Source organism: Pseudomonas danubii (assembly GCF_042980055.1).
Lineage (GTDB): Bacteria > Pseudomonadota > Gammaproteobacteria > Pseudomonadales > Pseudomonadaceae > Aquipseudomonas > Aquipseudomonas danubii.
Map to the genome: position 1 here is coordinate 3,965,961 of NZ_CP116502.1, position 12,124 is coordinate 3,978,084.

10 protein-coding genes are annotated in these 12,124 nt (G+C 64.3%); 5 read left to right on the plus strand and 5 right to left on the minus strand.

The window, feature by feature from the left end; all coding sequences use genetic code 11:
* The first annotated feature begins 31 nt into the window (after positions 1 to 31).
* Positions 32 to 454 carry an NUDIX domain-containing protein gene (locus PFZ56_RS18425; protein ID WP_110653453.1) on the plus strand — a complete coding sequence of 141 codons (423 nt, stop codon included), beginning with the start codon at positions 32 to 34 and terminating at the stop codon, positions 452 to 454.
* Between the two features lie 15 nt (positions 455 to 469).
* On the opposite strand, the gene PFZ56_RS18430 is transcribed toward PFZ56_RS18425, so the two are convergent.
* Positions 470 to 1,492: a sensor domain-containing diguanylate cyclase gene (locus PFZ56_RS18430; protein ID WP_110595772.1), complete on the minus strand. Its 1,023-nt coding sequence runs from the start codon at positions 1,490 to 1,492 to the stop codon at positions 470 to 472.
* Positions 1,493 to 1,651: 159 nt separating this feature from the next.
* Positions 1,652 to 2,290, minus strand: a complete 639-nt coding sequence (locus tag PFZ56_RS18435; protein WP_170003097.1) for a LysE family translocator — start codon at positions 2,288 to 2,290, stop codon at positions 1,652 to 1,654.
* 120 nt (positions 2,291 to 2,410) lie between these two features.
* Here PFZ56_RS18435 and PFZ56_RS18440 point away from each other — a divergent pair, with 120 nt between their 5' ends.
* On the plus strand, positions 2,411 to 3,370 hold the full coding sequence (locus PFZ56_RS18440) for a LysR substrate-binding domain-containing protein (protein WP_170003095.1): 960 nt from the start codon (positions 2,411 to 2,413) through the stop codon (positions 3,368 to 3,370).
* A gap of 2 nt (positions 3,371 to 3,372) precedes the next feature.
* Here the strand turns inward: PFZ56_RS18440 and PFZ56_RS18445 are convergent, their stop codons facing one another.
* The gene (locus PFZ56_RS18445) at positions 3,373 to 3,867 is read right to left on the minus strand and encodes a DUF1543 domain-containing protein (protein WP_102879809.1); all 495 of its coding nucleotides are present in this window, start codon (positions 3,865 to 3,867) and stop codon (positions 3,373 to 3,375) included.
* A gap of 82 nt (positions 3,868 to 3,949) precedes the next feature.
* Complete coding sequence (locus tag PFZ56_RS18450) at positions 3,950 to 5,083, minus strand: cytochrome P450 (RefSeq protein WP_170003069.1); 1,134 nt, start codon at positions 5,081 to 5,083, stop codon at positions 3,950 to 3,952.
* Positions 5,084 to 5,164: 81 nt separating this feature from the next.
* Between PFZ56_RS18450 and PFZ56_RS18455 the strand changes: the two genes are divergently transcribed.
* Positions 5,165 to 5,914 (plus strand): helix-turn-helix transcriptional regulator, encoded by a 750-nt coding sequence (locus PFZ56_RS18455; RefSeq protein WP_110653449.1) that lies wholly within the window; start codon positions 5,165 to 5,167, stop codon positions 5,912 to 5,914.
* Between the two features lie 71 nt (positions 5,915 to 5,985).
* Here the strand turns inward: PFZ56_RS18455 and PFZ56_RS18460 are convergent, their stop codons facing one another.
* Positions 5,986 to 9,588 carry a transporter substrate-binding domain-containing protein gene (locus PFZ56_RS18460; protein ID WP_170003067.1) on the minus strand — a complete coding sequence of 1,201 codons (3,603 nt, stop codon included), beginning with the start codon at positions 9,586 to 9,588 and terminating at the stop codon, positions 5,986 to 5,988.
* A 337-nt stretch (positions 9,589 to 9,925) separates the two neighbouring features.
* Between PFZ56_RS18460 and PFZ56_RS18465 the strand changes: the two genes are divergently transcribed.
* Both PFZ56_RS18465 and PFZ56_RS18470 read left to right on the plus strand, forming a co-directional pair.
* Positions 9,926 to 11,134: an EAL domain-containing protein gene (locus tag PFZ56_RS18465; RefSeq protein ID WP_102879805.1), complete on the plus strand. Its 1,209-nt coding sequence runs from the start codon at positions 9,926 to 9,928 to the stop codon at positions 11,132 to 11,134.
* 90 nt (positions 11,135 to 11,224) lie between these two features.
* Positions 11,225 to 11,725: an ATP-binding protein gene (locus tag PFZ56_RS18470; RefSeq protein ID WP_123393276.1), complete on the plus strand. Its 501-nt coding sequence runs from the start codon at positions 11,225 to 11,227 to the stop codon at positions 11,723 to 11,725.
* The last annotated feature ends 399 nt before the right edge of the window (positions 11,726 to 12,124 follow it).

Below are 12,124 nucleotides of genomic sequence, written 5' to 3' on the forward strand. Positions count from 1 at the left end.
GGTGCAGGCGCGAACTGCACAAGCGAGGTCGATGCCCGCCAACAAGGCTTGCCCGGTAGTGCTGCGCCACACCACTGAACTTGAGGTCTTGGCCTTTCGCCACCCGCTGGCCGGTCTGCAACTGGTCAAGGGCACGGTGGAGGCGGGAGAGTCGACGGCCGCTGCGGCGGTCCGCGAGCTGGCGGAAGAGGCTGGCGTCCAGGCCGAGGAAAGCCGCTTTCTCGGGCTTTGGCACTCGGGGTTTTCTGGCCAGGTGTGGGCCTTCCATGAGTGCCGGGTGCGGGTGCCACTGCCCGAGAGCTGGACCCATTTCACTGCGGATGATGGCGGCCATCAGTTCGAGTTTTTCTGGCATCCCCTGGCCAGCCCGCCGTCGGCCCAATGGCACCCGCTGTTTCAAGCGGCCCTGGGCTTGCTGCAAGAGCGCTTGCTCGGCGCGGGCCGCGACGCCTAGGCAAGGCTGGCGGTATTACTGCCCCAGGCGGTACTGATTGTTGCCGCTGCGTTTGGCCTCGTACATCGCCAGGTCGGCGACGTGCAGCAACTGGTCCATGCGCCCGGCATGGTCGGGAAACACCGCCACGCCCAGGCTGCTGCCGATGCTGTGGCGATGGCTGTCCACCTCAACCGGAGGCGACAGTTCATTGAAGATCTTTTCGCCGATGCGCCGGGCTTCTTCCTCCAGGTCGAGCCCCGGGGACAGCCCCTCCAGAATCACCACGAATTCGTCGCCGCCGATCCGCGCTACGGTGTCGCTGGTGCGCAGGATGCCTTGCAGGCGCCGGGCCGTGGCGCTCAGGACCCGGTCGCCGGCAGCGTGGCCGTACTGGTCGTTGATCGCCTTGAAACCGTTGAGGTCGACGAACACCAGGGCCACCCGGGTCTGATTGTGACGCGCCTGCTCCAGGGCCCGGGACAGGCGCTGTTCCAGCATCAGGCGATTGGGCAGGCCGGTCAGCGGATCGAAATGCGCCAATTGCTGCAACTGGCTGGTGGAGACTTTCTCATCGGTAATGTCCCGTACCACCCCCATCATCTTGATGGTGGTGTCGTGTACGTTCTTCACCACGTTGCCGGTTTCCCGCAGCCAGTGGATGCTGCCGTCGGGCCACACCACGCGGTATTCCTCATCGTGGTTCTCGCCGGTTTCCAGGCAGCGCAACTCGCCGGCGCGGACCCGTTCGCGATCGTCCGGATGCACGCAGGAGCAGAAGAGTTCGTAGGAGGGCACCACTTCGCCGACCTTGAAGCCGAACATGCCGTAGATGGCTTCCGACCAGTACAGCCGCTGGGTGTCCACTTCCCAGTCCCAGGTGCCGATGCGTGCGAAGTACTGGCTGCGCTTGAAGCGCTCGGCATCGTCGGGCACGCCTTCGGCGAGTTTGCGATAGACACGCAACTGGGCCTGGGCGCGGCGTTCGCGGCGCAACAGCCACAACGCCAGAAGGGCCAGCAACAGGGACAGACACAGCAGGGGCCAGACAGCAATCATCGGATTCTGGACAGCATGGAAGAGGGTGGTCCTGAGGGGTGGATAGCACTTGGCTATGTTAATTCATGGCGTGCTTCCCACAGGAGATTTTTATCGGCTGGCGAGCGGTTTTTCCACAATGTCGCCACGGGCTACGAATGCCCGGGGCTCAGTCACGCGTCACCGCTGGGCGCCGGCATTGCTCAGTTCCAGCACGGCGTAGCCCAGGCCCAGCAGAGCCACCAGTAACAGTGCCAGGCTGGAAATGCCGGTCACCAGGCGTTTGTACTTCAGCGAGAAACCCTGACGCGCCACCAGTATGTAAGCCCCCAGCACGGCAAAATCCACCAGCACCCAGACCAGCGTCAGCAGCAGCGCACTGTGTTGCAAGGAGCGGGTGACCTGGATGAACTGGGGGAAGAAGGAGGCAAAGAACACGATGTCCTTGGGGTTGCCGATCCCCACCAGGAAACCGCTGGCCAGGCCCTGGCGGCCCTGGTCGGTGCGTGGCGCCGCTTTCACGGGGGGCGGGCCAAACACCTCCCGCAGTCCTTGCACGCCCAGCCAGCCGATGAAGCAACAGCCCAGCAGACTGACCCAGCCGATCAGGCGCGGGTCCAGCGCCAGGCCGGTGGTCAGCATCAGCACCGCCAGCAGCGCCAGCAGCAGTGAGGCGGCGTTGGTGCCCAGGGCGGTCAACACGGCCTGGCGCGGCCCGGCATTCATGCTGGTGTTGACGATCAGGGCCACCACGGGCCCCGGGGTGGCCACCAGCATCAGTACGCTGAGTACGTAGGCCAATAATAACGATAGGTTCAGGTCCACGAATAACGCCTTTCAAGTCATGTGCAAGGCCGCAGCTTGGCGGCTTTGAGCTGCATTGAAAAACGCAAAAAGCTATGACCTACTATGAGTTTTAATCATTATTGGTGCCTGTCGATGGTCGAATCCCTGCCGCCGCTCTACGCGTTGCGGGCCTTTGAAGTGGCCGCCCGTTCCAGCTCCTTTACCCGGGCCGCCGAGGAACTGTCCCTGACCCAAAGCGCCATCAGCCGGCATATCCGTACCCTGGAAAGTCAGTTCGGCTGTCGCCTGTTCGAGCGCCACGGCCCCAGGCTGGTGCTTACCGAAGCCGGACAGCGCCTGGCCCGGGAGCTCAAGGTGGGCTTTCGGATCATCGAGGATGCCTGCCTGCCGCTGCGGGCCAACACCGGCCAGTTGCGCCTCAAGGCGCCTTCGACCCTGACCATGCGCTGGCTGCTGCGGGTTCTGGAGGCTCTCAAGGGGCAACAGCCGGCGCTGGCGGTGCAACTGGCCAGTGTCTGGATGGACTTCGACCATGTGGATTTTTACGCCGAGCCCTACGACTGCGCGATTCTCCTGGGCAACGGACACTTTGGCGCCGGGATCGAGGCCTGCAAGCTGTTCGATGAGTGGCTGATTCCCATCGGCCCACCCGAGCCCGCGGACGGACCGCCCTGGACCCTGGAACGGCTCAAGGACGCCGAGCTGATCCATCCTTCGGCGGACCGTCGCGACTGGCGCCGCTGGCTGCAGGCACAAGCACCGCAGGACCGGGCGTTGCTGGAGCAGGTGCGGCTGGAGCGGGGCAATGTCTTCGACACCCTGGACCAGGCGATCTGCGCTGCCATGGCCGGGCACGGCCTGTCGATTGGCGACCTGCATCTGGTGGCGCAGGACATTCGTCTGGGGCGGATCAGCCTGCCGTTCCCCAGCACGGTGGCCTCAGGGGACGGCTATTACCTGGTGTGGCTGCGCGACAGTCCGCGCCAGGAGCACATCGCCCGGTTGCGGGCGTTTCTATTGAGCCAGGTGCTGGATATCAGCGATCTCGAACTGGACTACCGGGTGCCGGGGGGCGCTCACCGGCCGTCTTGAACTCAGTTGAGGAGGATGTAGTCGTTGCGCTGCACGATGCCCCGGTGCGGGCCGGGCACCAGGTGCACATAACGGCCCTCCAGCAGGTCGATCGGCAGGCAGTCGTCCACGTCCAGCAAGGCATCGGTGTGGGACTTGTGCCAGTGGGCCAGCATCTGCCGTTTGCCTTTGGCCTTGGCTTCGGCCTTGTCCCGGGCCACCACCAGCAGGTAGCTGTGGGCCTCGCCAAAGGCCGCCGCTTCGTAACCGCCCAGGTTCAGGAAGTACAGGCGTGGTGCACCCGGCTGCGGTGCCAGGGGGCTGAGTTCGACCTTGCAGTCCTCGACCCCGTCGACCTGCATCCAGGCGTCGATGTGCAAGCCCGCCGGGCTGCCGAACCAGCCTTCGCGCAGTTGCGGGTAGGCGGCTTCGAGACGCTCGGCGACCACGAACTGGACATCGTGGACTTCAATTTTCGCTCTGGGGTGTTTTCCCCCCAGCATCACCACAAACAGCATTGTTGTTCCTTTTCCAGGATCGGTTTTGGCAGTGGGGCACCTTTTACCTCAAGCGCGCGGAGACTGCCAAGGCGCTTGCCGGTTATCCGGCGGCATCGGTGAACAGCGGCAGGCGGCCGTTGACCGAAGGCAGGTAATTCCAGTCTAGCGCCAGGGTGCTCAGCCCCGGCGAGCGCAGCAGCAGCTGCAGCAAACTCTGGACGATATTCAGCGCCAGGCCCTGGCCGGGACAGCGGTGCGTGCCGCTGCCAAAACTGAACCCCTGGTATGCCGGATCGCAGCCGGTGACCGCGGTCAGGGCCGGGTCGTGGTTGGCCGCCGCCAACAGCACCAGCACCGTCTCGCCGGCTTGCAGGTCCACGCCCAGCAGGGTGCAAGCCGTGGCGACGAACCGCCGGGTGTTCTGCACCGGCGGGTCCAGGCGCTGGCGTTGGAGCAGCCAGGCACTGAGCCGGTCCGGGTCATGGGACAGGCGCTGGCACAGTGACGGCTCCGCCAGCAGGGCGATCAGGCTGTTGCCGATCAGTCCGGCGCAGGCGTCGTGGGTTTGTGCCAGCAGGCCCAGCAGGTTGGCCTGCAGATCCTCTGGGGCAAGGCCCTGGCTGCGCTCGAGGATCGCCCTCAGGAACGGGCTGTGTTGCGGCGCATCGAGCAATGCCTGCATCTGTTGGATCAAGTGCTGCGCCGCTGAGTCGGCGGCCTGCAGCTGTTCTGCGTTGCTCAAGGGGGAGAGGCAGGCAACGAATTCGCCGGTGCGTCGGGCAAGGTCTTCGCGCCGCTCGGCGGCTATTCCCAGTAGTCCTGCCAGCAGTGCCACCGGCAGGCGCCACTGCCAGCGTTGCAGATCGTTGGCGCCTTGGGGGGCGCTCAGGGCAGGGCGCCACTGTGCCAGCCAGGGCTGCAGGTCGATGGCGCCCAGCTGCTGCAGCGGCGCCGCCATGGCTGCACGGGGACAGCCGTGGCGCAGGCCATCGTTCATCCGCATCAAGCGCGCAAACACGTCCCCGGCAGGCCGCCCGGCGATGGCCCGGGGCACCGGCTCCTGGGGCGGTCGGACACGGCAGGCGGGGTGGTTCAGCACCGCCGCCACCGCGGCGGCGCTGCTGGCGACCCATAGGCCCAGCGCTGAATCGTAGGTCAGGCCTCCCCGGGCACGTAGGCGGGCGTAATAGAAATCGTAGGGGGCAAAGTGGGTGGCAGCGCTGATCGGGTCCATGATTTGTCTCTTTGTTGGGCAGATATCCAGGTTGCTACTATCCTCATCTTTTCGAAGACACGATTCGTCATGGAGCGAAATATGAATGTAGTGCAGAACGACCTGGGGGTATCCAACGTGGCGGCGGCCATCGCCGAGCCGGCCCGTACCCGGATGCTGTGTGCGCTGATGGATGGCCACGCCCGTACCAGCACCGAGCTGGCGGCGATTGCCGAGGTCAGCACTTCCACCGCCAGCGCCCACCTGGCCAAGCTCAGGGACGCCGGCCTGCTGCGGGTGCAGGTCCAGGGGCGGCACCGTTACTACGGCCTCGGCGATCCGCTGGTGGCCCAGGCCCTGGAGGCCCTGATGGTGATTGGCCAGGGCAGTACCTTCACCCCGCGTACCCCGGACCGCCTGCAATTTGCCCGCACTTGCTACGACCACCTGGCGGGCACCCTGGGGGTGCAGTTGCACGACCGGATGCTGGAAGCCGGCTGGTTGCTGATGGGAGAGGAGGGCGAGGACTACCGGGTCAGTGACAGTGGTGTCGAGTTCTTCCGCGGCCTGGACATCGACGTGGTCGAGCTGAGCAGGCTGCGCCGAAGCCTGGCCTGTCCGTGCCTGGACTGGAGCATGCGCAGTCCGCACCTGGCGGGCGCCTTGGGGGCGGCGCTGCTGCGGGTGCTGTTGCAGCGCAAATGGCTGAGGCAGGATGTGGACAGCCGAGCGCTGACCCTGACCGGCACCGGCGGGCGCTACATCAGCAAGTATTTCGGTATCGCCTTGATTCAGCCATCCAAGCCGCTGTCGGCATCGGCCAGTCTGGAGCTGCAAAGCCTGGGGGCCTGAACCCCGGTGGCTGGGCGGTAAGGGGCTCTGGTGCGGTGCCCGAGTGTGCGATCAGCTGATGCCAGGGCTGCTCAATCGGGCACCACGGACTCCAGCAAGTCACGATCCAGCCCCACCATGGCCTGCTCCAAGCGCGTCAATGCCGTCTTGATCTGGCCGGCATTCGCGCCTTCGCGGCAGGCCTTCTCCAGGTATTCGCATTCATCGATCAGGGCCTGGGCATTGATGATCCGCGCCGCGCCGCGGATACGGTGAGCCAGGTCGGTCACGCCTTTATTGTCGGGGTTGGCCAGCAACCCGCGGATCTGCTTCAAGTCCTGCTGGTTGCTCTGGTGCAAGCCCTTGAGCACCCGCTGAATGGAGGCTGGGTTGCCGCCGGTGAGGTGGTCCAGTTGCTGGATGTCGAAGCGCTCACTGTTGGCCTTGAGTTGCAAGCGGGGCAGGGCGGGCAGTTCTCGCAGACGGCGGTCCAGTTCCGGCAGGGCAATGGGCTTGAAGATGCATCCATTCATGCCGGCGTCCCGGCAACGCTGTTCCTCTTCGGGTTGGACGTTGGCGGTAAAGCCGAAGATCTGCACCGGTGGCCGGCCCTGGATCTGTTCGGCAACACGGATTTGTCGGGTCAGCTCATAGCCGTTCAGCACCGGCATGTTGCAGTCGGTGATCACCACGTCGAAGGTTTCCCGCTGCCAGACCTTGTAGGCTTCGGCGCCGTTCTGCGCCTGGCTCAATGAATAGTCCAGGAAGCGCAGTTGCTCGCACAGCAGTTGGCGATTGGCCTGGCTGTCGTCCACCACCAGGATATGCAGCGGTGCCCTGGCGGCGACCGACGGGGTGGCTTGCGTTACAGCAGGCGGTGCATCGGGCAGTGGGTCGAGGCGATTCAACTGCACCTGCACCCGGGCCAGGGTGCCGACGCCCGGCTGGCTCTCCAGACGCAGTTGGCCGCCCATCATTTCGCAGAGCGTGCGGCAGATCACCAGCCCCAGTCCGGTGCCCGAGCGGGCGTTCTGATGTTGCCCTGGCACCTGGCTGAAGGGCTGGAACAGCCGTTGCTGGTCGTCGGGATCGATGCCGATCCCGGTGTCCTTGACGGTCAGCAGCAGGGGCAAAAGTTGCGCATCGTCACCCTCGGCCTGCAAACGGATCTGCACCCCGCCGTGTTCGGTGAACTTGATCGCATTGCTCAGCAGATTCGACAGCACCTGCTTGAAGCGCAGTGGGTCCACCAGCACGTCGCCATTGACGCTGCTGTCCAGATCCAGCTCCAGGCGCAGGCCCTTTTGCCGGGCCAGGCCATCGAAGACCCGGAACACCGACTCCACCAGATCCCGCAGGTTGGCCCGTTCGGGGCTCAAGCTCAGGCGTCCGCTTTCGATCCGGGCGATGTCCAGGATGTCGCCGATCAACTCCAGCAGGCCCTGGGCCGAGCTGTAGGCCACCTCGATCGAGCTGCGGTCGAGCTGGCCCTGGTCGGCACGCTTGAGGGCCAGTTCCAGCATGCCGATGACCGCGCTCATGGGGGTACGGATCTCATGGCTCATGGTGGCCAGGAAGGTGGTCTTGGCGCGGTTGGCCTTGTCGGCGTCATTCTTGGCCTGGGTCAGCTCGTCCAGCAGTTGCTGGCGCTCACTGATGTCCAGCCAGCCGCCGATGATGCCGAGGATTTCGCCCTGGGCATTTCGATAGGGCAGCATCCAGTGGTAGATCTGCGTCCGCTGCCCGCGGATATGGACGGTGCGGTCGATCAGCAGCGGCGGGCCACCGTCGAGGATGCTTTGGAAATCTTTAGCGAACAGACTGGCTTCGGGCACCGCCAACTGTTCGAGGTTGCTGCCCAGCACGCTCTCGCGATCGGTGCCCATGGTCTTGAGATAGCTGTCATTGCAGATCACCAGGCGCCGCTCGAGGTCGCGCACGTAGATCGGATTCGGCGTGCCGTTGATCAGCGCGTCCATGAAGCGCATTTGATCGTTGAGCGCATGCTCGGCCCGTTCGCGCTGGCTGACCTGGCGGCGCATGGCATAGCCCCAGGCCAGGGCGATCAGCAGCAACAGCACGGAGACGGCACCCGCCAGGTAGAGGGTGGTGCGGTAGTCGCGCCAGGAAGGGGGGACGACAGCGGCCTTGGAGCGCCAACGATTATTGAGCTCGGTAATGGCGTCGGGAGAAATGCTGCGCAGGGACTTGTCGATGATGCTGAACAGCTCCAGTTGGTCCCTGCGCACGCCGAAGGATTCGTTCAGCAACGGCAGGTTCAGGGCTGATCGGACCTTGAGCTGGTCTTGCTTGATGCGCGGCAAGTTGAAACTGACGGCGATTTCCGCTTGCACCGCAGCATCGCCCTTGTGGTCGCGCAGCAGGGCCAGGGCTTCGAAGTTGGTTTGTACTTCTTTGATCCGGATCTGTGGATAGCGCTGGCGCAGCAGCGGCACCAGGGCATGGCCGCTGCCGATCAGCAGGGTCTTGCCGGCCATTTCCTCCAGGGTTTTCGGCGCATCGGGGGCGTCGCGAGTGATCAACATGTAGGGCCCGACCAGGTAGGGGCGGGTGAATTGCAAGTAGCCTTCGCGCTCGGGGTTGCGGGCTCGATCGGCCACCATCTGCACCCGGCCCTCGCGTACGGCGTTGTTGAGGTCCGTGAAGCTGGGCATGGCATCGATCTCGAAACTCAGCCCGGTCTTGGTCTCCAGCATGGCCAGCAGGTCGGAGGTAATCCCCAGGTAATTGCCCTCGGCGTCGAAGTAGGACATCGGTGGCAGATAGCGGTGGATGCCGATGCGCACCACGGGGTTGTTTTTGATCCAGCGTTGTTCGTCGGCCGTGAGATCGGTTTTTTCCATGCTCAGCAGCAGGCGGTCGCCCCAGCGATTGCGGATGCTGATGTCCTGCTCCTTGTGGATCGCTTGCAGTGCACTGTCGATCAGGCGTTGCAACTGCTGGTTGTCCGGGTTCACGGCGAAGGCGAAACCCGGGATGCTCGCGGGGCCGCTATAGATGATCCGCAGGTAGTCGCTGTAGTTGCGCGAGATCAGGAACTGCGCCGAGACCGCATCGCTGAGCAGCACATCGGCATCACCGAAGGCCACGGCGGCCATGGCGGCATCCGTGTTGTCGTAGCCTTCGATCTGTGCCTTGGGGTACATGGCCTGGGCAACGGGCAGGCTGATGGTGTCCAGGGAAATGGCCAGGCGGCGTCCCTGCAAGCCGTTTTTCAGCGATGGAGAGTCCCCGAGTCGGGCCACCAGCGTCGGGCGATTGACCAGGTAGCGTTGGCTGCGCAGGAGCTGACGTTGCTGGGCATCGACCGGTGTCACGCTGCCCATGAAGTCGATCTCACCCTTGGCCAGGGCCTTGAAGACCTGTTCGCGGTTGTCATAGGCGCGGACGCTGATCTTCACCCTCAGAGCGTCCGCCAGCAGGCCGATGTAGTCTGCGGTGATGCCTTCGTATTCCCTGGACTCGTTGACCATCTCCAGCGGTGGCAGGTTCTGCTGCGAGGTGCCCAGCACCAGTTCGCGCTTGTTGCGCAGCCATTGCCAATCATCGTTGGTCAAGGACAATTCATGGTGGTGGGGTGATTCATAGTTGAGCAGTTGCAAGGGAGTTGCGGTGTCTCCCAAGGCGGGAAAACATGCCAGCCATATCAGCGTTGGCAGGAGGAAGCGGGGCATCGGGGCTCCTGATCGAAGAACGGCACAAGGATGAGTCGAGGAGGAACTGGGCTGGCTGAGTTGACCGCCGCACAAGGGCTGATCGTCAATGCTGGATATCAATATAGATCAAGGATGAGCGCCAAACGGGCCTATTTTCCTGAGTTGCTCGGGCTTGGGCAAGCCCGTCGAGGCTGGCGGACCGAAGGTAGGGGCTTTGTCTTGACCCGCGTTCGGTTGGCGATACGCTTGTGTCTATCTGCACCCTTGCGATACTTCTGTCGGTTAACGCCACAGAAGGTGCCAAGCGATCCGTTATCGGGCCCCTCGGCAGTCGCCGCTCACCCTGGAGCCGCGCGTGAATACCCTGAAAATATTGGTGCTTGAAGACCATCCGGTGCAGCAACTGCTGGCCCTGGAGCAGTTGCGACGCCTGGATGTAGCTCAGCCATTGGCGGCGTCCGATGGGGACAGTGCCCTGAACCTGCTGCGTGAGCGCGGTGCGGCGGACATCGTGCTCTGCGACTTGCAGATGTCGGGCATGGACGGCCTGGAGTTCTTGCGGCGGGCCAGTGAGGAGCAATTGGTGCGGGCCGTGATTCTCTACAGCCTGATTGAGTCCGATCTGCGTCGCGCAGTGTTGCAGATGATCAGCCTGCATGGGTTGATCGTCCTGGGGGACGTGGGCAAGCCGGCGGACCTGGAAGCCCTGCAGGCGATGCTCGAACTGTATCAGCAGCGCCATCAGCAACAGGTTCCGGCGCCGTCCCGGCACTTCGCCCCGGTGAGCCTTGAAGACCTGCAGCGGGGGGTCGAGCAGGGCCAGTTCGTCGCCTACTACCAGCCCAAGTTCGACCTGCGCCACGCCAGTTGCTGTGGCGCCGAAGTGCTGATGCGTTGGTGCCATCCCGAGCGCGGGGTCCTGGCGCCGGCGGCCTTTCTCGATGAACTGGAGGCCGCAGGCCTGCTGGACGAGGTTCTCCACCAGCAGCTTGACCAGAGCATGGCCCTGCAGCGCCGACTGCTGGACCAGGGTGAAGAACTGGAGCTGGCGTTCAACCTGATGCCCCGACAACTGGCCAGCGGTGACATCGTCAGGCACATCCGTCAGGCCATCGACCGGCATCAGGTTCCGCCGCGGTTGCTGACGTTCGAAATCACCGAGGTGGGCCTGGTGCAGGCGCCGGCCATCAGCCTGGAAAACCTGGTGCGCCTGCGGATGATGGAGTGCAACCTGGCCATCGACGACTTCGGCGCCGGCTACTCCTCCTTGCAGCGCCTGTGCGAACTGCCGTTCAACCAGATCAAGCTCGATGCGCATTTTGTCCGTGAACTGGTGCGTCAGCCCCGCTGTCGCGCGGTGGTCGGTGCCTCCCTGGCCTTAGCCAGCAACCTGGAAATGTGCCTGGTGGTGGAGGGGGTGGAAACCCAGCTCGAACGGCGCCTGCTGCTGGAAATAGGCTGCGTCATGGCCCAGGGGTACTGGTACGCCCGGCCGATGTCGGAAAGCGCACTGTTGTCCTGGCCGCGAAGCATCCCGGCCGAGCAACCTGCAGTGTTTCCCTGACACTGCTCTGCGGTGTCGGAGGGTCCCGCGCTGGACGTCGACGGCGATTGCGTTGAAGCTTGCCCTCCAACGTTCCAGCCAGGGCCATGCATGCTCATCGTATTCAGCGGATTGCCGGGCTCCGGCAAGACCACCATCGCTCGCACCCTGGCTCCTCACTTGGGAGCCACCTACCTGCGTATCGACAGCATCGAGCAGGGCCTGCGCGATGCCGGCCTGGCAGAGGTCGGCAAGGCCGGTTACCAGATCGCCCTGCAACTGGCCGAGGCCAATCTGGCCCTGGGCAACCCGGTGCTGGCCGATTGCGTCAATCCCGTGGCCGAAAGTCGCCAGGCCTGGAGCGATCTGGCGCAGCGACTGGGAGTGCTCCTGCTGGATGTCGAGGTGATCTGTTCCGACCCCCGGGAACATCGACGGCGGGTCGAGACCCGGCAGGTGGATGTGCCGGGGCTGCAAGCGCCCAGTTGGCAGTCGGTACTCGATCACGACTACCAGGCCTGGGCGGAGTCGCCCTTGCGCCTGGACAGTGCGAGCCTGTCGCCGCAGCAGGCGGTGGCGCTGATCCTGGCTCGGTTGCCGGTGCGCAGCTGACGGCCGACCGGCCAATCCTCGCTGTGGCCAGTCAATGCCTTGAACCTCGATGGTGCGCTGGCGGTCAGTGTTCAGGGGCCGCTGCTGGCCAGTGCACGCCATATTGCCGGCAAAGCTCCCGATAACGGGGCAAAAAAATCCTCCCTGGGGCTTTGTGCACCGATTCAGCCCGCAACCGTTTGCCATGACTCGGGCAGGGTCCCCGTGGGCGTCCCCAAGACCGCTTCCTGGTGGGGATATATGTCTCTTTTATGAATGTATTTGTCGCCATTTGTGGGGTTTTTCAGACCATATGCCGCAGTGGCCGTGGTTTGGGCATTTGCGGCATAGCCTTTGCTACCGCTCTGTGAAGCGGGCGGCAGGGGCCGTCCGACCGTGGGCCCAGGAGGTGCTCGCACA